The organism is Spirillospora sp. NPDC049024 (assembly GCF_040649235.1).
GTDB lineage: Bacteria > Actinomycetota > Actinomycetes > Streptosporangiales > Streptosporangiaceae > Spirillospora.
Map to the genome: position 1 here is coordinate 48,249 of NZ_JBEZFD010000020.1, position 24,134 is coordinate 72,382.

Sequence of the window (24,134 nt, forward strand, 5' to 3'; positions counted from 1 at the left end):
CTTGCCGGATGGGTTCAGCCGTCCCGGCGGCGTTGCGACTCACGTTGCTCCGTGTAGATCCGGACGGCCTCCGCTTCGGTGATCCGGGCGATGTCCCCGGCTTCGAGGAGGGCCGCGAGAGAGCGTGGAAGGAGATATCCCGTGCCCTTGGGCGGCGCTCCGTCGGCGCGAGCCCTGCCACGCGCGGGGACGGTGGTGTTCCTGACCGGGAACCCCTGATAGACGCGGATGGGCCGCCGCACAAGGTAGAACTTGCGCACGAGTTCCGCGCCGGCCCCGAAGAGCCCGCGCCGATCGAAAGGCGCGTCCAGGGTGAACAGGTACGGCTCGTCGGCGGGGGCGAAGGTGTCCAGAAGCGTGTTCTCCGCGAGTTCCTCCCCGGTGCTCGCACCGAAGTCGCCGGGAAGGCGGCCCCGGACGTGCGCCACGAAGAGATCGTGCTCGGCGAGGAAGCGGCCGCCGTCCGGACGGGGCGTCCGCGGGAGCACCCGGTAGCCCCTGGGGTCCTCGAACACTGGATCCAGGACGATCCAGGACTCTCCGTACCGGGGGCGTCCCTCGTCGCGAGAGGCCGCCACCAGGCGCTCGCCCTCGTCCGTCAGCCGCCACACCAGGCGCTTCGCGGACTCGTCCCAGATGTGATCGATGACGCCCTGCTCTCGCCGCAGAAGGCCTTCGTGGAGCGTCACCTTCTCGTCGACGATCAGACCTGCGGCCGCGTACGCGGTGGCGTCCTGGGCCGACTCGAAGGAGGCCGCGTGTGCAGGCGTCGCCTCGTCCGCCGCCTCACCCGGTGCCTCGTCCGCGCAGCGGACGGCCAGCCACTCGCCCTCCCCGTGCAGCACCGACCAGCAGCCCGCGCTCAGACACCCCACCAGGAAACGCGAGGCCCGGTCGCCGGCGAAGTCGCGCAATATCCGGCGCGCCCAGACGAACGTCCAGGCGCTTTCCGGATAGAGCCGCTCGACGAGTTCGTGCTCGTCCTGCGGGACCTCTGGGAGCGTTTCAGGGGACATTCACGCGTCCTCGGGCGTCCCTTGCCGTCCCTGCGCGCGGAGTTCCGCCTCGAAAAGGTCGTGGGCGCGGAGGCGCAGCGTCTGGACGAGGGCCTTCTCCTCCGGCGTGAGGGGGCGGGGCTCGGCGCGGGCCGCCTCCAAGAGGCCGTTGATGGTCTCGTAGAGCGCGTACGCGGGGCCTTCACCGCGCAGATACCGTCCCCGGTACTCCTCGACCCGCTGGATGAACTCGTCCCGGGAAAGCGTGTCGATGTCCGCGGTGGTCCCGAACCAGATCTTGTCCAGGTAGGACTTGTCGAGCTGGAACTCGCCGGTCCGCGGGGACAGCGCCCAGACGAACAGGCCGCCGTCGGGCGCCTTGACGAACGCGACCGGCCTCCGCTCATAGGTGTAGTACTGCGGATACTCCTCAGCCATTTCGCCCCCTCACTGGCGCGCGAGTTCGCGCAGCGCGTCGAGGCCCGGCAACTCCTGCTCGGGCACGTCCCGGTCGACGGCGCCCGACAGCCTGTCCTCGGGCGCGAGCGCGCACCGCCGCAGCGCCTCCAGGGAGGAGGTGCCGTCCTGGTAGGCGTCGCTCAGCCGCATCCTCCACAGGCCGGCCGCGACCTCGCCCGCCGTTCCCGCCTGCTCCCGGCCCAGGTAGCCGGCGGCCTGGCCGTCCACCGAAGCCCACACGTAGCCCACGACCGTCCCCTGGAGCACGACGGGCAGGTACCGGACGGGCCCGGCCGCCTGGTCGGGGTAGGTCGGCGGCAGGACGCTGAACAGCGGCCCGAACCCCTGCGACCGGTCGGCGGGCGTGCCGTCCTCGAACCTGCCGTCCTGGACCGACGGCCCCTCCGGCACCGGGTAGCCGGGCGCGACCACCTGGTGCAGGGCCCGCAGGTCGGGAGCCTGCTGCTCCGCCTCGCCTGCCGGGATGCCGCCGCCCACCGGGTCCTCCGGGGCGCCCTTCCAGCGCCGTACGGCCTCGGCGGCGGGCACGTCCGCCGCGTACGCCTCGGCGAGCCGGTCCTCCCAGAAGTCGGCGGCGAACATCTCCTGCTCCGACACGTCGGGGACGAGCAGGAACCCGGCCGCCTGATGCCGGACCGACCCCCACAGGCAGCCGACCAGCCTGCCGCGCAGCCGCACCCAGTAGTAGATCAGCGGTTCCCGCGTCCAGTGCGCGTACGACGAGGCCGACGCCGGCAGCAGGCCGGTGTCGGGGAAGGGCGGCGGCGACCCGGGCGGGGGCGGGGGAGCGCCTGGGTCCCACGGGGGAGGCAGGTCACTCATCTCAGCGCGCACCTTTCACGTCGACGTCCGCCCATCATGGCCCTGACCTGGGCGTGGGCGGTCCCGGAGGGATGACCACGGCCTCTATATCGTAGGTGGGCCTGCGCTGCCGGGTTCCGTCGCGGAGCGTGACCGTCTCATAGCCGGTGTGCACGACACTGGTGATCTGATAGCGGGTGCCCCGCGGCAGGATCAGCTCGCGCTGGTCGGGGAAGGCGCTGCTGGAGCCCATCCACAGCCCGCGGCTCCCGGGCGGCAGCACCAGGTGGACGCGGTTGCCGAACGACTGCCCGTCCACCTCGGCGGGATCGCGCCCGAGCGAGGTGGACATGGGGGCGCCGTCGGTCTGCACCGTGCCGACCAGGTTGGCGACCGGGTCCCGCCCGGCGAGCGGCAGGCCGTCCCGTCCCAGCAGGAAGTTCAGGTCCGCCAGCCCGCGCACGGCCTGGACGGGTTCGGGCAGCGGCTGGTTCAGCGCCTGGTCGATCTCGGCGATGCGCCGCCAGAACGCCTGCTCCGTCGGCTCCTCGCCGAGGTACTGGCGCAGCCAGTGGCGCTCCTGGTGGTCGGCCCGCAGCTGTTCGAGGCGCGCCGTCACCGACGTCAGCGGCGGCGCGAGCAGCCGGTCGACGAGCTGCCGCTGGTGCGGGTCGAGGTCCGTGCGGCTCCGCAGCCGGACGATCTCCTCCAGCCGGGTCGGCATCCGCCCGCCGTTCAGGTGGTGCAGCTGGTTCGCCGACCACTCCGACCACGCGAGGCGGTTCAGGTGGGCGCCGACGTCCGGTCCGCCCGGACGCAGGAACCGGTTCGGCATCGACTGCCGCGTGTACCACCACGCGGCGCGCCGCAGATGGTCGGGCAGGTTGCGGAACACGTGCCCGAGCCGGTTCTCGCCGTAGCGCTCGCCCTGCCGGTCGGTGTCGAACCGGTGGACCCCGTCGGGATCGGTCCGGCCCTCCGGCCGCAGCCAGTCGCGCAGCCCGCGCGCCTCGGCGTCCTGCGGCTCGCCGCCGTGCTCGCGATGGCCGGCGTCGCCGGGATGGCCGGGCGGGTGGCCGCCGTCCCCGGCGAGGACGGTGCCGTCGGGGCGGTGCACGTCCCAGCCGCCGTCCGGCGGCCAGGTGGGACGCTGCTGCCCGTCCGGGCCGGGACGTCCGGAGGATGCGAACACGTTGCCGTCGGAGTCCGACCAGGCGAGCCCGCGCGGGGCCACCACCGGGACGCCGAGCTGCTGCGCGAGCCGCGCGGCGAAGTCGCCCTCGCCCGTCCGGCAGGACAGCAGCATGACCTGGCGGCCGTTCCAGTTCGGGTCGTTGCGGATGAGCGCGGCCATGTCGTCGACGCTCAGCCGCCGCCCGTTCACCAGCACACCGTCCCGGTCGCCGTGGCCGTCCACGACGAAGGTGTCCGGGTCGGGCTCGACGCGGCGCGCGAGGTCGCGCATGGCTGGCTCGTCCGGGCCGAAGAACGACCGTCCGGCCGGGGTGCTCTCGCTGTCCCGGTAGAGGTCGTGCAGGTGCTCGGGGAGGTCGGCGGGCACCGGGTCGTCCCCGCCGTCCGCCGTGTCGTCGTCCTTGCCGGCGGTGCCCTCGTCGTCGTCGTCCTTGCCGGCGCCGTCGTGCACGGGGTCCTCCGAGTGCGGCGGCCGGACGCCGTCCGTTCCGCTCTCGGGGGGCGTGCCGTGCGAGGGCGCGGGGGCCTCGGGCGCGGGCTCGGAGTACCAGCCGTACTTCGCGGCGACCTCGGGACGCGGCGCCGTCTCGGGGCGGGCGGCCTGGCCGTCGCCCGAAGGCGCTTCGTGCGAACCCGCGTCGTGCGGAGCGGCGGTCCGGGCGTGCGGCGGCGGGCCGTGGAGCGCCTCGTCCAGGGCCTCCTGGAAGCGGCCGATCACCCGCTGCTTGATCGCCTCGTCGAGCGCGAGCTCCTCCGGGGTGACGGTGCGGTTCTGGGCCTCCGCGACGTTCGGCAGGTCCCGGCGCACCTCGTACAGGGAGTGCTCGTAGGAGGCCACGTCGTCGATCGACCGCAGGTGAAGCCGCAACTCGCCGATGTGCCCGTTCGGCATGCGGACCGTCATCTGGACGTCGCGGTAGCCGCTCGGGACCGGGTTCTGCATCCGGTCCTTGACGGACACGATCTCCACGCCGTGCTTTCCGGCGATCCGTTCGATGTCGCCGAGCGCCCGGTAGAGCCCGTCCACGGAACGGAACTGGATGCGGGCACCGAGCAGGTCGTTCAGCCGGCTCGCGTCCCCGACGTAGTCGCCCATGATCTTGTCGAGGGCTCGGGTCCGGTCCTTGTCGCCGGGGCGCAGCTTCGGGTCGGCGCCCATCTCCGCGAGTTCCGGGTCGTGGACGAGCGCGTGCAGCAGGGCCTCTGACTCGTGCTTGGCGTGGTAGAGGCCGTCCAGGTAGGCGTTGATGTACGGGTCGTCGCGCCCGGCCTCGGGGTCGACCCTCGACGGGTCGAAACCGGGCTGGTCCGGCGCAACATGCGGAACGGCCTCCTCGCCCGGTCGCCGCCCTTGCACCACGGAGTCGGCCAGCCGCCGGCTGACCTGCTCCTGCTCGGGCGTGAGAGGCGTCGGCTGCGCCTTCACCCTCTCCCCGCCGAGGATGGCGTCCGCGCCGCGCTGGTTGACGTCGTGCACGGCCCCTTCGAGGATCCGCACGGCCTCGGGGTGGCTCAGCACGCTGTTCAGCGTCTTCGGGCGTTCGAGAAGCGACTCGCGGAGGGACGTCTCCACGTCGTTCAGGCCGTGTCCCGCGACGATGCGGGCCAGCTCGGGGTGGTTCGGAAGTGCGTCCTGCAACTGCGTGCGCAACTGCTCGCCCAGCGGCTCCCCGGCCCGGTCCAGCATCTCCCGGACGCGCGGATCGTCGTGGACCTGGCGCATCACCTCGTCGGACGCCCGGTGCTCCGGCGCGGCCTCGTCCGAGTCGCCCTGCCCGCGCTCCGGCCCGGCCTCGCCGGCCGGTTCGGACCGGGACCCCGCACCGTCCCGCGGCATGGGTTCCGCGGAGCGGGTCGCCGGGTCCGCGGGCGGGGGCGTGCTGTTGTGCGGTGTCGTGCCGTGCTGCGGCGTGGGTTCTGCGGAACGGGCCGCCGGGTCGGCGGGCGGGGGCGTGCTGTTGTGCGGTGTCGTGCCGCCCTGCGGGGTCGCTTCTGCCGAAGGGGTCGCCGGGGCGGTTGGCGGTGTTGTGCCACTCTGCGGAGGCGGCTCGGCGGAGCGGGTCGCCGGGTCGGCGGACGGAGTCGCGTCGTTTCGAGGAGTGGTCCCGTCCTGCGTGGGGGGATCGGTCGAGCGGGACGCCGGCTGGGGCGGCTCCGGTGACCTGGCGGCCGGTTCCGCCCAGCCGAACGGGCGCGCCGGGCTCTTCGGCGTGCCGTCCGGATTGAGAGGTGTCGTGGGCGGCGTGCCGAGCTGACCCGGCGGCAGGTTGTAGAAGGTCCGGTAGTGGACCGTCGTGACCGGCGGATTGCCTGTGAAGTCGGTCTGTGCCCATCGCGCGTGGACCACCCGCGGCGTGTACGCGAGGTCGCCCGCGGCGCTGCGGTTGGGCTCGGCGAAGAACTCGAACCGGTCGACCCTGATGTTGTTGTCGGGGTCCTTGTCCAGCGTCGCGAGCTGCCTTTCCAGCCCGTACCAGCTCTCCGGCCGAGTGACCTGGTGGGCGTTCCTGCCCTGGTTCTCGATCTCCCATTGCGGGAAGTAGTTGATGCGCTCCCTCGGACCCCGCCCGTCATGGCCAAAGATGTGGCCGCCGTTGAAGTCCGCCCTGGGGTACTCATCCTCACCCATACCCCCGACGTGTTGCTGAGCCCCGTAACGGCGGCCGCCGCCCGTCTCGTAGTCGGGACGGCCGGTGGCCATGTCGGCCTGGCCGTTCTCGTCGGTGTGGAAGAGGAACGTGCCGGGCTTGACCTGGTAGTCCTCCCGGGGAGGCGGCGATGCCTCGGATGGATCGGGGAGCCCGTCGTCGGGCGTCCTCTGGGCGCCGAGATCGCCGCGTCGAACGGCGTCGATCGGGTCGAAGTCGGCGGGGTCGAGGTCCGTGAACCGGGTGCGCGGCTCGACCATGTAGTTGACGTTGGGGAGCGGGACCCCGTCGTCCTTGTGCAGGAGCAGGCCGAGTTCAGGGTTGTAGTGGGCGGCGCCGTTCCTGTCGCCGTACCACGTCCGGACGTGGGTGATGTTGCCGTCGCCGTCCGTCCAGAAGATGCCGTGCAGGCGGTTCTGGTTGTCGTAGACCGCGATCCTGGAGTTCTCGGCCAGCGGCTGCCGCGCGCTGTAGGGCCCGCTCGACGGGTCGTGCCCGGTCTCGGTGACCTCGTTGAGAGGCTCGCCGTCGGCCGTGTGGGTCGGCGGGTCGAAGGGTGCGGCGGCGGGTGACACGTTGTCGTCGGTGCCGACGAAGACGTGCGGGTCGCCTTGCCCGAAGTCGATCTGGTGGACGACGCCGGGCCTCGGCCGCGTCAGGTCGATGTTCTCGTTGGGGTTCCGCAGCGCGCCCGGTTCGCCCTCCGCCTGCGGGTTCGTGATGTGGGTGACCTGGCCGTCCGCGTTCGTGTAGACGATGGAGCGGACGATCTGGCGCCCGTTCTCGTCCAGGACGGGGTGGCCTGCCTCGTCCACCGCCAGAATGCGGTGGCGGCCTTCCCGCTTCGGATAGTCGACGTCCGCGGCGTGCTGCTTCGCGTTCAGGGAGTGGTTCTGGGTGTCGGCCCTGTTCACCTGCGGCGGATTCCACGGATCCTGCTTGGGTGAGCCGCGGGTGGCGTCGCCCTCGCCTGGGCGCTCGGCTGCGGAGCCCGCGTCGGACACCGGGTGGCCGGGGGCGTATCCGTCGCGCCCGGCGGGGGCGGTGCCGCCGTCCGGGCGGTGGGTCTGCCAGCCGCCGTTCGGCGGGAGGTCGGGCCGGGTCCGCCCGTCCTCGCCGGGGCGTCCGGACGAGGCGTAGACGTTGCCGTCGGCGTCCGACCAGGCGAGCCCGTGCGGGGCGGTCACCGGGACGCCGAGCCGCTGCGCGAGCTGGGTGGCGAACTGGCCGTCGCCCGTCTCGCACGACAGCAGCATGACCTCGCGGCCGTCCCAGTTCGGGTCGTTGCGGATCAGGTCGGCGACGTCGTCGACGCTGAGCCGCCGGCCCCCGACCCGCATCCCGTCCGCGTCACCGTGCCCGTCGACGATGAACCGGTTCGGGTCGGCGGGCACCCGGCTCGCGAGATCCCGCATGGGACCCTCGTCGGGCCCGTAGAAGGCACGCCCGCCAGGCGTCTCCTGGCTGCCCCGGAAGACGTCGTGCAGGTGGTCGGGAAGACCGTCGGGCGGTGTCTCACCGGGGTCCGCGTCGTGGTCGTGAGTCCCGTCCTCGTCGCGGGGCTGCCCACCGTCCTCCGACCGCGCCGCCGGGTCGTGCGCTCCCGCGCCACCGTCCTCCCCACGCGCAGCGGCCCCCTCGCCTCCGCGCGCAGCTGGGCCTTCCCCACCACGTGCGCCAGGTCCTTCGCCTCCGCGTGCCGCAGGGCTTTCCCCGCCACGTGCGGCTGGGCCTTCTCCGCTACGTGCGGCGGGTCCTTCGCCTCCGCGCGCGGCGGGTCCTTCGCCTGCGCGTGCCGCAGGGCTTTCCCCGCCACGTGCGGCTGGGCCTTCGCCTGCGCGTGGGGCGGGGGTGGTCTCGTTGCGTGCTGCGGGGGTGTCGGTGCTGGGGTGTGGGGGCGCGCTGGTGTTGGTGGGGTCGGCCGGGTTGTCGCTGCGTGGTGCCGGGCCCTCATTGCTACCCGGAACGGGGTTGTCGGTACGTGGTGCCGGCCCGTTGTCGCCGGGGGCCGCGGGGCCGTTCTCGTTGCCGCTTGCGGGCGGGGTGTTGTCGGTGCCGGGGCGCGGCGCCGGGTCGTTCCCGCCAGACGACGGGGTGGTGCCCGGGTCGGTGGGCGGCGTGGAGCGGAAGCGCGGCGGCGGCCCTGGGTGGGACGAGCCAGGGCCGGACGACCCGGTGTTCGGCGGCGTCCCAGGATGCGGCGAAGGCCCAGGGGTGGGCGACGGGCCGGGGTGCGGCGACGGGCCGGGGTTCGGTGGCGCGCCCGCCCAGGCCGGGTTGGTGCTGTGCGGGGCGGCGACGTTGCCGGCGCTGAGCGGGTCGGGGGCCGGGGCCCCCGGGGGGATCACCGTGGCGCGGATCTCGACGATGGGGTTCCCGTCGGCGTCCCGGGCGTTGGTGTCCACATGGGTGATCTGGTACTGGGTGCCGCGCGGCAGGATGAGCTCGCGCTGGTCCGAGAAGGCGCTGTTGCGTCCCATCCAGACGCCGTGCGAGCCCTCCGGCAGGTCCATGTGGATCCGGTAGCTGAACGGGCTGTTGTCGACGACTGCGGGATCGCGTCCGAGCGACGTCGACATGTACGCGGGCTCGTGCTGGATCGTGCCGACGAGCAGGTGCGCGTCGCGCGGGCCGAGCGCCGTGCCGTCCGGGAGCCGCATGAAGCTCACGTCGTGCAGACCGCGCTCGGTCTGCACGGGCTCCGGGAGAGGCTGGTTCAGCGCCTGGTCGAGCTCGCCGATGCGCTGGTTGAACGCGTCCACGGTGGGCGTCTCACCGAAGTACTGGTTCAGGAACGACCAGTAGCCCGCGTCCTTGCCGATCTGGCCCAGGCGGGCCTCCGGGTCGTCGGACAGCAGCACGTCGTCGATCAGGGCGCGCTGCTCCGGGGTGAGGTTCGGGTGCGACGACCAGCGTTCGAGGTCTCCCACCGACGGGAGGGTCCTGCCGTCGTTCATCCCGGCCAGCGCCCAGGCCCTGTTGAACTCGCCCTGCCAGTGGTTCAGCGCGCCTTGCAGGTCGGCGCCCGGCCGCAGGAACGCGTTCGGCATCGACTGGACGGTGTACTGGTACAGCGCGTTCTGCAGGTGCGGCGGCAGGTTCCGGAACTGGTCCCCGAGACGGTTGTCGCCGTACCACTGGCCTTCGTCGTTGCTGGGGAAGCGGCGCACCGGGTCGGGCGCCACCTCGCTGCCGTCCCGGTCGTGGACGGCCCAGCCGGACGACTCGGGGCGGCCGTGAGCGTTGAGGTCGACCGCCCCCGTCGGGGCCGTGACGCGGACCCCGAGGTGCTGCGCGAGGTCGGCGGCGAAGCGCCCGTCCCCGCTGTTGTTGGACAGCAGGAGCAGGTCGCGCCCGTTCCAGTTCGGGTCGCTGCGGACCAGCGCCGCGAGGTCCGCCGCGTTCATCGGCCGGTCCCCGACGATCACGCCGTCGCGGTTGCCGTGCGCGTCGAGGACGAACCGGCCCGCCGGGTCGGGCGGCACCATCCCCGCCGCCCCACGCATGTGCGGCTCGTCGGGTCCGTAGAGGGCCCGTCCCGCCGGGGTCTCGGCGCTGTTCCGCCAGGCGTCGTGCAGATGGTCCGGCAGGCCGCTCGGCGCGTCGTGGCGCGGCCGCGGCCCGTCGGCGGGATCGTGCGGCTGCCCGTCCCGCGCCCGCGGCTGCCCTTCATCGGCGCGCGGTTGACCCTCGTTGTCGCTGCGCGGTCGGCCGTCGTCCGTGCGGGGCCGGCCGTCCTCGGTGCGGGGTCGCCCTTCGTCGTCGGTGCGCGGTCGGCCGTCGTCGGTGCGGGGCCGGCCCTCGTCGTCCGTGCGCGGCCGACCATCGTCGGTTCGAGGCTGGCCTTCGTTGTCCGTGCGGGGCCGGCCTTCGTCCGTACGTGGCCGGCCGTCGTCTGCTCGGGGCTGCTCCTCGTCGGTGCGGGGGCGGGTTTCGCCCTCTGCGGGCGTGCGTCCGTCCTCGCCGGGCGGGTTCTCGTCGGTGCGGCCCGGTCCCTCGTCGTTCCGCGTCTGGCCGCCGTTGTCCGCACCCGGCTGGCCTTCGTCCGGGCGGGGCTGAGCCTGGCTGTCCGGGCGCGGCCGTCCGTCCTCACCGAGAGGCTGGTTCTGGTCGGCGGGCGTCCGGCCTTCGTCGGGACGGGGCTGGGTCTCGTCCGAGCCCGGCTGGCTCTCCTTGGGGTGAGGCTGCCCGTCGTTCGTTGAGGTGTTGCCGTCGGGCGCGCCGCCGCCGTCCGGGTTCTGGGACGTGGTGGAGCCGCCACCGTTCGTCGTGCCGTTCGGCGCCTGGGTGCTGTTGGCCCCGAGGTGCTGGTCCATGACCTGGCCGATGGCCTGGGCGAGCGCGCGGGGGTTCTCGGCGAGGCGGTACTCGGTGAACGCCTCCGCCATCATCTCGTGGGGATCGCCGGACCCGTAGCCGGACAGGGCGTTCTCGACGCGCTGCTGCGTGGCCGCGTCGTGCGGCTGCGTCGCGTCGTAAGGGACGCCGAGCGCGTTGGAGACGGCCCGGTTCAGGTCCGCGAGCATCCTCGGGTCGTTGAGCAGCTGCTCCCCGAGGTGGTGCCCGAACTCGTGCGTGAAGACGCCCTCCGTCGAGCCGCCGCCGGGCACGGTGAACCCGGTCGCCTCCTCGTCGGCGCCGTCCTCGGCGCGCGCGGCGTTGTCCCCGAACGCGTCCTCGTTGAGGTAGATGCCGGGGCTGTTGGACTCGGGGGTCGCGTAGGCGAGGACGTCGTCGTTGCCCGGCCCGAGCGACTGGTTGAAGTCCTCCGAACCGATGTGGGTCAGGCCCCGCATCGTGCTCGGGTAGTCCGCCGCGAGCTGCTGGATGGCGTTGTTGACCTCGTGCACCGCGGCCGGGTCGATCGGGCTGGACGTGAAGTCCACGGTGGGCGCGTCGTCGCCGAACTGGGAGAGGATGTCCCGCGTCTGCCGCTCGGCGTCGGAGAGGTCCTGCGACTTGTCGGACGAGCCGTCCTCGTTGGACGAGCCGTCGCCGGAAGTGCCGTCGTCCGGCGTGCTCCCGTCGCCCGCCTCCTTCTTGTGCGGCGCTTCCTCGTCCGGCTGGGAGGTCTCGTCGTGCGGCGGAGTCTGCTCGTTGCGGACGACGCCCTGGTCGTCCACGTTCTCGATCGGCGCCGGCTTCGGCTGCGAGCCCGGATCCGAGGGGTCGTAGGACTCCTGCTTGGGACGCGGGGACTCCAGCGGCGGACCGCCGTCCCCGCCTGGACGCTCGGACGGCCGCGGCGACGACGGGGAGGAGGACGGAGACGAGGACGCGGGCGTCCGCCCCGTCCCACCGCCGCCCGAAGGCGGGCGCACGCCGCCCGGGGATGCCGTCCCGGCCGGTCCGCCCATCGTGCCCATCGGCATGATCGGCATGGCCACGAAGCCGGGCCCTCCGCTGGAACCGTCCTCAGGCCGCGCCATGGCGTCCTGCGGATCGGTGGACCCCTCGGAGGCGCGCGGGTCCGCGCCGGACGCGGTGTTCGTGCCCTCGCCACCGGGCGCCGGGCCATCGCCGGACGGTGTCGCGCCATCGCCGGGCGTCGCACCGCCGCTAGGCGTGGTGCCCTCATGGGGAACGGTGCCGTCGCCAGGTGTGGTGCCCCTCGCCGGGTCGCCGGACGCGGGGTCGCTGCCTGCGGGAGTGCGAGTCTCGCCGCCGGGCGTGCTCGCGTTCCCCTCGGTGCGGGTCGGCGACGGGGTCCCGGTAGGCGTCGGCGCGCTCCCGGCCGTCGGCTCGGGAGAAGCGGAGCTTCCGGAAGGCGGCGTAGGGGCGCCATCGCCAGGAGTGGGCGAGCCGGGAGGCGGCGTGGCCGTCCCGTCACCCGGGCTGGACGCCCCCGGCTGCGGAGTGGTGGAGCCGTCCCCAGGCGTGGAGGTGCCCTCGTGCGGGGTGGTGGAGCCGTCGCCGGGCGTGGGCGAGCCCTCGTGCGGGGTGGTCGAGCCGTCGCCGGGCGTGGATGTGCCGTCGTGCGGTGCTGACGTGCCGTCCCCAGGAGTGGTCGAACCGTCGTGCGGGGTGGTGGAGCCGTCCCCAGGTGTGGAAGTGCCGTCGTGTGGTGCCGACGTGCCGTCTTCGGGGGTGGGCGAGCCCTCGTGCGGAGCGGTCGAGCCGTCGCCGGGCGTGGAAGTGCCGTCGTGGGGTGCCGACGTGCCTTCCCCGGGAGTGGTCGAGGCGTCCCCAGGGGTGGTCGAGCCGTCGCCGGGGGGCGAAGAGGTGGTGTGGGGTGGTGCCGTGTTCTCGCCGGGGCTGGATGACCCGGGGTGCGGCGTGGGCTGCCCTTCACCTGGCGTCGACGAGCCCGCGTGCGGCGATGAACCGCCGTCCGAGGCGCCGCCGTGCAGGGTGGACGAGCCGCCGCCCGGAGAGGACGAGCCGCCGCTCGGGGGCGTGGTGCCGCCGCGGGTGCCGGAGCCCCCGCCCGGTGCGCCGCCCGAACCTGCGCCGCCGCCACTGCTCGAGGACGAGCCGCCGCCACTCGGCGAAGAAGACGAAGAGCCGCCGGCCGAGGAGGAACCGCCGCCGGTCGCGCCGCCGCCGGATGGGCCGCCTCCACCGGGGGACGCGCCGCCGGGAGCCGCGCCGCCCATGGGGGCACCGCCGCCCACGGGGGCCATGCCACCGGGCGCCGCGCCGCCGCCCGCGGGACCGCCGCCGACCGCACCGCCGCCTACAGGACCCCCGCCGGACGAGGACGAGCCGCCGAATCCGGACGGGTTGCCGCCGAGGCCGCCGCCCGAGCCGCCGCCGGGCCCGCCGCCCGAGGACGCCCCGCCGCCGTCGCCGCCGGCGGAGGCCAGGGAAGCCCCGCCGCCGCCTCCGCCGCCGGTGTCGCCGAGAAGCGTGGCGATGCGGTTGCCGCCGCCCCCGCCTCCGCCGCCATCGCCGCCGCCGTAGTGGGAGCCGCCGCCTCCGCCACCGCCGGAGTGCGACCCGCCGCCGCCTCCGCCACCGCCGGAGTGGGATCCACCACCGCCTCCGCCGCCGGAGTTGGAGCCGCCGCCCCCGCCGCCGGAGTTGGAGTGGGAACCGCCGGAGTTGGAGCCGCCGCCCCCGCCGCCGGAGTTGGAGTGGGAACCGCCGGAGTTGGAGCCGCCGTCGCCGCCTCCGCCGCCGTCACCGCCGCCGGTGGACGGCGAGGGGGTGTGGGAGGGCGTGGGGGCCGGGTCGTTCGTCGGGGTCGGCGGGGTGCTCGGGTTCGGCGGGTTGGCGCCGGGAACGTGCGAGTTGTACTCGTTGAGGCCGTCCTTGCCGCCGCCGACGGCGCCGCCGAACGCGCCGGACGTGGCGCCCTTGGCGATGGAGTCCCAGGTCAGCGGGTCGCCGTGCACGGCGGCGGTGGCGACCGTGCCGGCCACGCCGCTGACGGCCTCGGACACGCCGTCGCGCACCATGCCCTTGGCCATGCCGCCGAGCGCGGTGTCGGCGGGGCCGTTCAGGCCGGGGACCTTGCCCATGCCGTGGCCGATGCCGCCGGAGATGGCGCCGCCGATCGCGCCGTCGAGGGTGGCGGAGCCGGTCTTCTTCCAGTCGACGCCGTCGCGGTTGCCCTGCGCGATCTGGACGCCCTGGACGAGCAGGTCGAGCCCGCCGCCCTGGAGCGCGCCGACCACGGCGCCCTTGAGGACGGCGCCGAGGAACCGCTGGCTCAGCCACTCCAGCAGCCGCTGGAAGATGGTCCTGGACGCGACCTGGGCCCCGGCCTCCACGGCGGGGATGGCCGCGGTGGACGCACCGAACGTCGCGAACGCCGCCGCGATCAGGTAGGCGATCTCGATCGCCGTGATGATCAGCAGCGCGATGAACATGTACTTCGCGTACTCGATGTCGAGCGCGCCGCCGTCCAGCGTCTCGCCGAGCTGCCCGCACGACTCGACGAGCTTCGTCAGGATCTGCGGATCGGTGGAGACCCACTGGTCCCACTTCTTGCCGAACTCCTCGGCCGCGCCGCTGTCGAGCGCGGCGCGCACGTCGCCCGCCGTCTGGTTGAGGTCCTCGATCAGCTCGTTGATCTCGGTGCCGGCGGTGCGCCACGCCTCGGCGGCGCGGCGCATGGCCGTCTCGTCGCCCTCAGGCCAGTCGGAACCGATGATCCAGGACAGCCACTGGACCGGTTCTGGGATTTCAAGACCCACGATCAGCTCACTTCAGCCTCGAGGCGTCCTCTGCCTGCTTGTAGGTCTTGGCCATCTGGTCGACACCCTTCTTGATGCCTTCCAGGCCGTCCTTGAGCTTGGGGAACGACTCCAGGACGCTCGTACTCGGCTCCTTGTAGCCCTCGGCGAACGTCTTGCCGGTCTCGTCGGAGCCCCAGCACTCGCCCTCGGCCATCAGCGCGGAGTTGAGCCGGTCGTAGATCGCTTTGAGCTGCGTCGCGCCGTCGTGGAAGCCCTTGCCCGCGCGCTTGAGCTCCTCTGTGTCGACCTCGAGGTACTCGTAGGTCATCGCGGCGGGATTCCGAGCCGCTCGCGGATCGCGTCGAAGTCGTCCGGCCGCTCCGGCAGCAGCTTGCCGAAGTCGACGCCGCCCTCCGCGGCGCCCTCCGGCGCGAGTCCCTGCATCGCCGCGCGCATCTGCTCGACGACCTGCGCCTGCGCGTCCCGGGACGCCTCCATGATCGCTTCGGCGAGCTCCGCGGAGCCGAGCTTGCGCTGCACGCGCGGGTCGAGTTCGAGGGAGGTCAGCCGGCCCTGCCGGTCGACCTTCACCTTCACCATGCCGTCGGCGGCCTCCGCCTCGGCCTCGATCGCCTCCAGCTTGGACTGCATGTCCTGGATCTGCCGGCGCTTCTCCTGGTACGTCTGCAGGAGCTCGTCGATATGCGCCTGCCATTCAGCGCGCACAGGCACCCCTCTGTTCGTCGGGAGCTTGCAAGAGCCCGCGACCGCGCACGATCACAGGTACACACAGGGATTGATCATTTATAGGGGTTTCAATGTGGATTTCGCAACCTGTTCCGGACTGTCCGTGATTGCCATGCAGTGCTCGGACGTCGCACGATGCCGCCGGAAGCCGTCCGCCCTGTGGAACCCTGGCTTGTGGAACACTTCGGGGACCGCGCGGTGCGCCGCGCGATCCCAGAGGACGACCTTGGAGGGGTGTGGCGAACGATGCGCAGGAGGCCGAACATCTGTGACGCGTGCGTGCGCCTGCAGAAGAGGTCCAACCCTGGCGCGCAGACGTCGCTCGACCGCTGGATCCCCTACTGCGACGCCTTCCCCGAGCGGGTGCCGGACGAGATCTACCGCGGTGGGTTCGACCACCGGAACCCCTACGAGGGCGATCGGGGCATCCGGTTCGAGATGCGTCCCGGCGGGGAGCGGATGCTGGCCGCGTACGAGTCGTCCCTCGCCCGCAAGCAGGCGAGGGCCCAGCAGGCTCAGCAGGACGAGAAGGACGGCGAGGAGCCGGGGCAGGGCGGCTGACGCCGAGGCGCGCCGCCCGGCCCGCGATCAGTTGCTCCACAGCAGCGTGTTGGTGACCTCGACGCCGAGCTCCCCGGCGGTCGCGAAGACGCTGCCCGTGCGGCCGCCGGTCGGGCCGCCGTTGGACCAGTACGACTGGGCGTAGACGACCGTGGAGCCCTGCGCCCAGGTCCGCGTCCAGTACGCCGGGTCGGCCTTCGGCTGCGGAAGCCCGCTGGCGTCCGAGGGGGTCAGCAGCTTCGGCCAGCCCTCCTGGTTCGTGTAGCCCTTGACGATGGACGCGTCCGTCGAGGTGGCGAACTTCAGGATCGAGACCGACGTGATGATCTGCTTTGACGGGTTGGCGTAGACGGCCGAGTACATGCTCCCGACGCAGGGGTGCCGGCGCAGCGCGGGCAGCAGCACGGAGTTCGCGCGGGTGGTGCACGACTCGGTGCGGGTCCCCGCCTGCGTGAACACGTTGCCCTTCGCCGTCGTGATCGTCCGGCTCAGCACGCCGGACGGGTCGACCGCCCCGCCGCTGGAGCGGGTGGGCGTCGGCTGCGTCGTCGGTTCCGTCGTCGATTCGAGGGTCGGCAGGCGCGTCGTGGACGGCAGCGAGAGCGTCCTGGCCGGTTCCTTGTCATCGTCGCCGAACACGAGGACGGCGACCGTGCCCACGATGGCCACGGCCAGCACCGAGCCGACGAGGAGCAGCCACACGAGCGTGCTGGCGCCGCCGCGCGGCGGGGGCGGGGGAGGGAAGCCGGGGCCGCCGGGCATCGGCGGCGGGGGCGGGCCGACAGGCCCGCCCGGCGGCGGGTATCCCGGCCCGCCGGACGGCTGACCGGGCCAAGGTGGGGGGTTCATGCTCGCTCCGGGCGGTTCACGTGCGGGGTGCCGACTGAGATCCGGCCAGACTACGGGAGGGGCCTGGGGATTTCATGGCAGATTTCCCATATGCAGGTCTCCGTGCCGATGAAACCCTGATGAGGTATGGCTCCTAGGCTGAGACGGATGGGTCATGCATCCGGTCTCGGTGCGTGCGGTGACGAGTGTCTCGTAGGCTGGCCGGTGAGAGGGGAGGCAGGTGTCCGACTCCAGCTGGCAGCACGCGGTCCTGCGCGAGATCGGCGTATCGCGGCGGGGATTCCAGATGCTCGACGCGACGCCGAACAGCCCGGCCCAGGGGTCCTGGGGGGCGGAGGCGCCGCCCCGTCCCGCGCCTGAGCAGCAGCCGGCAGCCGCGCCCGTCCCGCAACCCGCTCCGCAGCCCGTGCAGGCGGCCTCACCGGCACCCCCCGAGGTGCCGCCGTTCGCCGCGCCCGTCGAGCTGGGGCAGGACGCGCCCGACGGCCCGGCCCCGCTGCTCCCGGAACCGCAGCCCCTGCTCCCGCAGCCGCCCGACCCGTCCCCGCAGCCCGCCGCCCAGCAGCCCGCGGCTCAGCCCGCCGCCCCGCAGCCCTTCGCCCAGCCGATGGCCGCCCAACAAGCGCCCCCTCAGCAAGCCGCTGAGCAAGCAGCCGCTGAGCGTGCGGCAGCCGAGCGTGCGGCAGCCGAGCGTGCGGCAGCCGAGCAGGCCGCTGCGCAACAGGCCGCCGCACAACAAGCGGCGGCGCAGCAAGCCGCTGAGCAAGCAGCGGCCGAGCGCGCCGCGGCCGAGCAGGCGGCGGCTCAGCAGGCCGCCGCGCAGCAAGCGGCAGCGCAACAGGCGGCGGCCCAGCAGGCCGCCGCGCAGCAGGCCGCGGCGGAGCAGCCGACGGCGGAAGGCCAGGGCCACGCCCAGCCCGAGCACCTCGAGCCCCTCATCGGTTCCGACTTCGACTGGGCGGCGGCGGTCAACCCCGTCCTCGGCGCGGTGCCGTCGTCCACCGACGCCGCCGGCCGGCAGGCGGACGCGAACGCCGCCGCTCCCGCACCCCAGGCGCCGGCCCACCCGGTCCCGGCCGAGCAGGCGGGCGGCGGTCACCAGATCCCGGCCCACGACCTCGTCCGCAAGAACCAGCACGGCGACCCCCTCGCCCGCCGCATGGGACGCGGCGTCCGCAACGCCATGGGCGGCGGCGGACGGGAGGCCCGGGAGCGGGCCGCGTTCGCCGACCTGATGCAGCGGCAGGTGCCGAGCTCCCGGCAGATCGCGGTGGCGAGCGTGCGCGGCGGCGCGGGCAAGACGACGATGGCGGCGATGGTCGCGACGGAGCTGGCCCGGCACCGCGTCGACCGGGTGCTGGCCGCCGACGCCGACGCCGAGCTGGGTTCGCTGCCGCTGCGTCTCGGCGTCCGCTCGCAGCTGTCGCTGTTCGACCTGGCGGCGCAGAACCCGCACACGTTCGAGGAGGCGGAGCGCTTCCTCACCCGCACCCCCGACGGCCTCTACGTGCTGTCGTCCACGCGCGACGGACGCATCGCGGGGGAGTTCACCCTGGAGACGTTCCAGACCGCCCTCAGCGCGGTGAGCCGGTACGTCTCCGCGACGGTCGTCGACTGCGGCGCGGGCATCCTCACCGAGGTGAACCGCGGCGTCATCGCGAGCTCGCACGGCCTCGTCCTTGTCACCCCGGGCACGGTCGACGGCGCCCTGAGCGCGCGCGGGGCGCTGGAGTGGTTCTCCTCCAACAACCAGCAGGCGCTGCTGCCGCGCACCGTCATCGCGATGGTGTCGCACGCGCCGCAGGTGGGCGCCGACCTGCAACGCGCGCACCAGATGCTCACCGCATGGGGGCTGCCCGTCGTGTCCGTCCCGTACGACCGGCAGCTCGCCACGGGCAGCTCGGTCGACATGTCCCGCATCTCCGCCGCCGCCCGCGCCGCGGTGACGCGCGTCGTGTACGAGGTGTTCTCGCGCTCGCTGACCGCGGGGGTGACGCGATGAGCAGCGACCTGGTCGCGCTGGTGCGCCGCCGTCCCGACGTGCACGCCGTCGCCGACGGCATGATCGCGATGGGCGAGCCGCTGGAGCTGCGCGGCGGCGAGCCCGAACCCACGCGCCTGCACGACGGCGAGGGACGCCTGCTCGTGTCGATCGAGGACGCCGTGCAGGTGTCGGTGCAGGGCGAGATCGGCCGGCTGCTCGGCCCCGAGTTCGCGGCGCGGGTGGTGGCCCCGGTCTGGTGGGTGGACATCCGCGCGGCCGCCGACGTGCCGGACGCGGTCCGCGTCGCGCGCAAGTTCGCCGACTCCCTCGTCCACTGGCTCGGCGGGATGGTGTACCCGGAGGGCGCGACCGACGCCCCGGCCCGCAGCTGGAAGGCGTCCGGCCAGGGAGGCGCCCAGCCCGGAGGCGGCGCCCAACCGGGAGGCGGCGCTGCGGGCGGCTTCCCGGGCCCGGCGGGCGACGCGGGCGGCGCCGCCTACCAGGGCGGCGTGATCGGCTAGTTCCGTCATCCGGGGCTGGGGCCGCTCCTCGGCGGATACCGCGGCGGTCAGGGCCAGTCGCGGGTGAGGTCCAGGTCCCAGGGGACGAGGTTCCACGGGCTGCGGGGGTCGGTGGCGAGCTCCTCGATGAGCTGCTCGTACTCGGCCTGCGCCTTGCCGCCGCCGCCCGACCACAGGAGCCGTCCCTGCAGGTAGCAGGTCGCCATGTCCCGCCAGGACGTGTACCGGCGCTGGATGTCGAGCGCCAGCGGGAGCATCCGGTCCCAGCAGTACTCCTCGGTCAGCCACCCCACGATGTGGCCCCACCGGTAGAGCATGAGTGCGCGCCCGTAGTCCCAGATGAGGAACCGTCCCACGTTGGCGCGCAGCGCCGGGTCGGCGAGGACCTTCAGCCGGTGCAGCTCCTCCGCCGCGTGGTTGCGGTCGTTGAAGAGCTGGTGGAGGAACAGGGCGAGCTCGGCGCCCTCCTCGCTCGCGTCCGCGCCGGGCTCGTCGCGCAGCAGCGGCGGGACGAGCCGCGCGTACGAGCCGCCCTCGTCCCCGTACCGGACGCGGACGAGCTCGATGAGCCGCTCCACGAACGGGGGCTCCAGCCGGTCGCCGGCGATGAGGCCGTCGACCTCGCGCAGCAGCGCCTCGTACTCGCGCTGCGCGGCGGGGGGCCGGGCGGCGAGGCGGGCGTCCTGCGTGAAGTCGGCGCGGTGCCCGTCCTGGACGAGCCAGTTGACGGCGCCGAGGAGCTGCTCCAGGTCGTAGGCGCCCCAGGGGTCCTGGAGCAAATCCTGCGCGGCGCGCCGGTCGGCGGCCGCGGCGGACGTGCCGGGCGCGGCGCCGAGCCGGTCCACCCGGAAGCCGTTGACGGCGCCGTAGGGGGCGCCCGCCGCGATGATCCAGCGCTGCACGGGCGTGAGGTCGCTGCCATGGGTGAGGACGCCGGTCAGGTCGGGCGCGGAGATCAGCTCCCAGAGCCGCCGCTGGAACTCCTCGGCCTGCCGCTCCTCGCTGCCGAAGAACCCGGCGAGCTGCTTGCGGAGCGCCGGGTGCCGGACGTAGAGGCGCCGGAAGAACCGCCCGTTCTTCCAGACCAGATGCTCGGGGCGCAGCTCGCCGAACGGGATCCGCGTCCGCCGGTGGACCACCGCCTGCTCGGCGAACCGCAGTTCCAGGTCCGACCAGAGCCCGGCCAGCGGGGTGAAGCGCAGCAGCAGGAGGAACCCCCCGATCAGGGCCAGCAGCGCGGCGCCGGGCGCGAGCGCCCACCGGGCGAGGTCCTGCAGGCCGGTCAGGGACAGGACGGCGCCGGTCAGCAGCAGCGACACCCCGCCCGCGCCGAGGCCGAGGAACCAGCTGGTCGTGAGGACGAGCGACCCCTCGATGCGGAGTACCGCCTCGTCGTCGTCGAACTCGAACGACCCCTCGGCGAGCGTCCCTTCGACGGCCCGCTCAAGCGCGTCGAGCTGGCCGGCCTCTCCCATGGGCAGGACCGTACAACATCCCTTACGGGTAGATCATCTCCTTGCTGCCCGGTATGTGGCGGCCTGTCACCACCCGAGGTGAATCAGCCCGATTGGAGGTGCTGCATGAGCATGGCGTGCCGCTGCCAGCCGTCCTGCGAGCGGCCGTCGCCGAGCGGGAAGAACGTCAGCGGCGCGCGCGGCGGGCCGACCTGCTGGCCGGGCAGCCCGTTCGGGCCGGCCACCGCGCCCGCGACGGCGAGCGCGACCGGGGCCGGCGCGCCCGTCCAGCGCGGCTCGGTGGTGAGGTCGGCGCGGCCCGGGGTGAGCTGGACGAAGATCGACGCCACCGGCTGGTCGGCGGCCAGCGCCCCGACCAGGGTCGGCAGGTGCTGCAGGGGCGGCGGGTCCTCCGGCGCGTAGCCGACGGTGACGGTGCTGACCTCGGCGACGCCGCCGCCCTCGCTGGCGGTGAAGTCGCAGATCGCCTGCGCGGGGCGGGGCCCGTCGCCGCCGACGATGAGCCGCGCGGTGGAGCGCCCGCGCGCGTACTCGGTGAGCCGGTCGCGCCGCCACGGGTGCTCCAGCGGCTCGGCCGGGCCGAGGCCCGCGGGGGGCTTGCCGGTGACGAGCTGCAGCAGCCGCTCGACGGGTCCGCCGAGGTCGCCCTCGGCGCCGTGCCTGATCCGGTAGACGAGGGTGAGCTGCGAGCCGACCGGCGCCGTCGGGCGGGTGGTGTAACCGGGCGCGTAGTCGCGGGCCTCCGGGACGGGCACGAACGTGCCGCCGCTCCACTTGAGCGGCCGTCCGGTCAGGCCCTCGTAGTAGCCGTCGCCGTTCCGCACGACCCACTGCACGTCGTTCCCGGACGCCGCGGTGCGCAGCGGCAGCGACAGCCGCGACTCCAGCGGCGTGACGAGCTGGAGGGTGCGGCCGCTGCCGGCGCATTCGCCGAGCGCCCTGTTCAGCCAGGCGCTCAGCGGCACCACCGGACGGTCCTGGAGGACGACCATCGCCTGGTCGGTCAGCGCGTCTACGGTGCTCATCTCGCCCCGGAGTCTAGTGCCGGCCGTCGTGCCCGGGTGCCCGGCGGGACCGGCGCCCGCCGTCCGGCCCGCCGCCCGCGGGCCTGCGTCTTTCCGGTGACGCCCGTGGCGCATGTCCAATCTGTGTTGAAATGTTCCGGATGCAGCGAGCCGTCGCCCCCTCTCCCGTGCTGTACGCGGACAGCGCCCCGCCGCCACCGGAACCGCCGGTGCGGGGGCGCCTGTGGCGCGTGCTCGGCTGGGTGTCGATCGGCCTGTCGGTCGTGCTCGTCGCGGGCAGCCTCACCGCCTACGGGTTCTGGCGGCGGCTGGACGGCCAGATCGACCGCGAGGACGTCGGCGGCAAGCTCGGCGACCACCGCCCGCCCAAGCTGAACAACTCGCTGAACATCCTGCTGATGGGCTCCGACAGCCGCGCCGGGGAGAACGCCCGCTACGGCGCCGAGGCCGGGCAGCGCTCGGACACCACGATCCTGCTGCACATCTCGCCCGGCGGGGAGAGCGCCATCGGCGTCAGCTTCCCGCGCGACTCGATGGTGCGGATGCCGCCGTGCAAGCGCCGCAACGGCACGACCGTCCCGGCCCAGTTCGGGATGATCAACGCGGCGTTCTCCAACGGCGGTCCGGCCTGCACCTGGAAGACGATCGAGTCGCTCACCAAGATCCACATCGACCACTACGTCGAGGTGGACTTCGCCGGGTTCAAGCGGGTCGTGGACGCGCTCGGCGGCGTGGAGATCTGCGTCCCCAAGCGGATCGACGACCCGAAGGCCGAACTGCACCTCAGGGCGGGCCGGCAGGTCGTCCACGGCGACCAGGCCCTCGGCTACGTCCGCACCCGCTACGTCCTCGGCGACGGCTCCGACCTCGACCGGATCAAGCGGCAGCAGGCGTTCATGGCGTCCGTCGTCAAGAAGGCCACGGACAAGGGCATGCTCACCGACCCCGGCCGGACCTACGACTTCCTCTCCGCCTCCACCAAGTCCATCAAGGCCGACAAGGGCCTGTCGCTGTCGGTGATGCAGAAGCTCGCGGGCTCCTTGCGCGGGATGAGCGCCGGCAAGGTTCGGTTCGTCACCGTTCCCGTGGAGGCGTACCCGCAGGACAGGAACCGCGTCCAGTTCGCCCAGGCCGCCGCCGAGCCGCTGTTCCGGTCCATCCGGGAGGACAACAAGCTCCCCGAGCCCGCGCCGGCGCCCGTGCCCGCGCAGAACAAGGTCCCGCCCGTCCCGCCCGCACAGGTCAGGCTCGGCGTCTTCAACGCGTCCGGCACCGGCGGCCTCGCCCAGCGGACCGCCGACCAGCTCGCCGAGCGCGGCTTCCAGATCGTCAAGGTCGGCACCGCCAAGAAGCACTTCGCCCGCACGCAGATCCTCTACGGCGCGGGCGCCGAGCGGCAGGCCGCCCGCCTCGCCATCGCGGTGCTCGGCGTCCAACCGCGCCCGTGGGCGTCCGCCAGACCCGGCTACGTCTACTTGGTCATCGGCAGGGAGGGCGCCAATCTCCGGATGATCAACCCGACGGTGCCGAAAATGGCGGGGGAGATACGCGCGGACCGCGATATCTGCGCACAGACCTGATGTGGCCGTTCCCCACCGGTATCTTGGCCCGCGCAAACCATTCATCGCATCAAAACGTCCCACCTAGGACGGCGCACCCCCGACCCCCCGACCAGGCCCGCCGCCCCGGCCCCCGCACGGTGCTCCACGGCCGCCACGCTCCCCCCGGAACGGACGCATGCAGCCTGAAGCCTTCACCCTGCTGATGACCGTCTACGGCGGTGATCGTGAAGCCCATGTCCGGGACGCCTTCCGCAGCGCCGTCCAACTCCAGACGCTCCGCCCCGACCAGGTCGTCCTCGTGCAGGACGGACCCGTCCCGCCCGCCCTCGCGGCCGTCCTCCACGAACTCGTGAGGACCAGCCCGGTCGAGGTCACCTTCGTGCACCTGGAGCACAACCGCGGTCTCGGTCCCGCCCTCGACGCCGGCCTGCACGCCTCGCGCCACGACATCGTCGCCCGCATGGACGCCGACGACTACTCGATGCCGCACCGCTTCCAGACCCAGGTCCCACTGGTCCGCGCGGGCGCCGACCTGGTGGGCGCGGGGCTGCTGGAGTTCGGCACCGACATCACCGACATCGTCGGCCGCCGCACCCCGCCGAGCGACCCCGCCGACATCGCCCGCTACTCCCGCCTGCACGACCCGTTCAACCACCCGACCGTCGTCTACCGGCGCAGCGCCGTCGTCGCCGCCGGCGGCTACGGCGACCTCCCCCTGATGGAGGACTACTGGCTGTTCGTCCGCATGATCGCGGGCGGCGCGCGGATGGTGAACGTGGCCGAGCCCCTCGTCTACTACCGCGTCGGCGACGGCGCCTACGAGCGCCGCGGCGGCCGCGACCTGCTGCGCTCGGAACTGCGGCTCCAGCGCGAGATGCGCCGCGAGGGCTTCATCTCCCAGCCCCAGTACTGGCGCAACGTCATGGTCCGCGGCGGCTACCGCCTCGTCCCCACCCTGATCCGCAAACCCTTCTACCGCGCCGTCGTGGCCCCCTACGGCGCCCGCCGCAACCGCCTCCGCGACCGCGGCAAGACCCGCGCCACCACCCCGCGCCCCGTCCGCTACGTCCCCCGCCACGCGGCTCCGCCGACGGAGCGCCTACCCGGCTACGACCCCGCCCCACCCCAACACGACCACTGACCCCGCCGCGACCGTTGGTGCGGTCGCG

Annotated in this window: 14 protein-coding genes; 5 read left to right on the plus strand and 9 right to left on the minus strand. The window is 73.6% G+C overall.

What is annotated here, in order from left to right:
- Positions 1–14: 14 nt before the first annotated feature.
- The 6 genes from AB0C21_RS31250 to AB0C21_RS31275 are packed head-to-tail and all read right to left on the minus strand — an operon-like array spanning position 15 to position 14,967.
- Positions 15–1,016, minus strand: coding sequence for a hypothetical protein (locus AB0C21_RS31250; protein WP_500209056.1), 1,002 nt, complete (start codon positions 1,014–1,016; stop codon positions 15–17).
- Positions 1,017–1,433 carry a hypothetical protein gene (locus tag AB0C21_RS31255; protein WP_500209058.1) on the minus strand — a complete coding sequence of 139 codons (417 nt, stop codon included), beginning with the start codon at positions 1,431–1,433 and terminating at the stop codon, positions 1,017–1,019.
- 9 nt (positions 1,434–1,442) lie between these two features.
- On the minus strand, positions 1,443–2,297 hold the full coding sequence (locus AB0C21_RS31260) for a hypothetical protein (RefSeq protein ID WP_500209059.1): 855 nt from the start codon (positions 2,295–2,297) through the stop codon (positions 1,443–1,445).
- Positions 2,298–2,331: 34 nt separating this feature from the next.
- The gene (locus AB0C21_RS31265) at positions 2,332–14,259 is read right to left on the minus strand and encodes a DUF8616 domain-containing protein (RefSeq protein ID WP_500209061.1); all 11,928 of its coding nucleotides are present in this window, start codon (positions 14,257–14,259) and stop codon (positions 2,332–2,334) included.
- Between the two features lie 7 nt (positions 14,260–14,266).
- Positions 14,267–14,569, minus strand: coding sequence for a WXG100 family type VII secretion target (locus AB0C21_RS31270; RefSeq protein WP_149263088.1), 303 nt, complete (start codon positions 14,567–14,569; stop codon positions 14,267–14,269).
- On the minus strand, positions 14,566–14,967 hold the full coding sequence (locus tag AB0C21_RS31275) for a YbaB/EbfC family nucleoid-associated protein (RefSeq protein WP_500209062.1): 402 nt from the start codon (positions 14,965–14,967) through the stop codon (positions 14,566–14,568). The genes AB0C21_RS31270 and AB0C21_RS31275 overlap by 4 nt, the downstream gene beginning before the upstream one ends.
- A gap of 300 nt (positions 14,968–15,267) precedes the next feature.
- Here AB0C21_RS31275 and AB0C21_RS31280 point away from each other — a divergent pair, with 300 nt between their 5' ends.
- Complete coding sequence (locus tag AB0C21_RS31280) at positions 15,268–15,549, plus strand: hypothetical protein (protein WP_500209064.1); 282 nt, start codon at positions 15,268–15,270, stop codon at positions 15,547–15,549.
- A 27-nt stretch (positions 15,550–15,576) separates the two neighbouring features.
- Here AB0C21_RS31280 and AB0C21_RS31285 read toward each other — a convergent pair whose 3' ends face one another.
- Positions 15,577–16,398 carry a hypothetical protein gene (locus AB0C21_RS31285; RefSeq protein ID WP_500209065.1) on the minus strand — a complete coding sequence of 274 codons (822 nt, stop codon included), beginning with the start codon at positions 16,396–16,398 and terminating at the stop codon, positions 15,577–15,579.
- 220 nt (positions 16,399–16,618) lie between these two features.
- Between AB0C21_RS31285 and AB0C21_RS31290 the strand changes: the two genes are divergently transcribed.
- Together AB0C21_RS31290 and AB0C21_RS31295 are read left to right on the plus strand one after the other, a co-directional pair.
- Positions 16,619–18,400, plus strand: a complete 1,782-nt coding sequence (locus AB0C21_RS31290; protein ID WP_500209066.1) for a CpaE/TadZ family protein — start codon at positions 16,619–16,621, stop codon at positions 18,398–18,400.
- Positions 18,397–18,903, plus strand: a complete 507-nt coding sequence (locus AB0C21_RS31295; RefSeq protein ID WP_500209068.1) for a hypothetical protein — start codon at positions 18,397–18,399, stop codon at positions 18,901–18,903. The genes AB0C21_RS31290 and AB0C21_RS31295 overlap by 4 nt, the downstream gene beginning before the upstream one ends.
- Before the next feature lie 47 nt (positions 18,904–18,950).
- On the opposite strand, the gene AB0C21_RS31300 is transcribed toward AB0C21_RS31295, so the two are convergent.
- Both AB0C21_RS31300 and AB0C21_RS31305 read right to left on the minus strand, forming a co-directional pair.
- On the minus strand, positions 18,951–20,378 hold the full coding sequence (locus tag AB0C21_RS31300) for a DUF1266 domain-containing protein (RefSeq protein WP_500209070.1): 1,428 nt from the start codon (positions 20,376–20,378) through the stop codon (positions 18,951–18,953).
- A gap of 83 nt (positions 20,379–20,461) precedes the next feature.
- Positions 20,462–21,403 carry a DUF6177 family protein gene (locus AB0C21_RS31305; RefSeq protein ID WP_353819243.1) on the minus strand — a complete coding sequence of 314 codons (942 nt, stop codon included), beginning with the start codon at positions 21,401–21,403 and terminating at the stop codon, positions 20,462–20,464.
- A 140-nt stretch (positions 21,404–21,543) separates the two neighbouring features.
- Between AB0C21_RS31305 and AB0C21_RS31310 the strand changes: the two genes are divergently transcribed.
- Together AB0C21_RS31310 and AB0C21_RS31315 are read left to right on the plus strand one after the other, a co-directional pair.
- Entirely contained in the window at positions 21,544–22,983 is a 1,440-nt protein-coding gene (locus AB0C21_RS31310) for an LCP family protein (protein ID WP_500209072.1), read from the plus strand.
- Between the two features lie 157 nt (positions 22,984–23,140).
- On the plus strand, positions 23,141–24,106 hold the full coding sequence (locus tag AB0C21_RS31315; RefSeq protein ID WP_500209074.1) for a glycosyltransferase: 966 nt from the start codon (positions 23,141–23,143) through the stop codon (positions 24,104–24,106).
- The last annotated feature ends 28 nt before the right edge of the window (positions 24,107–24,134 follow it).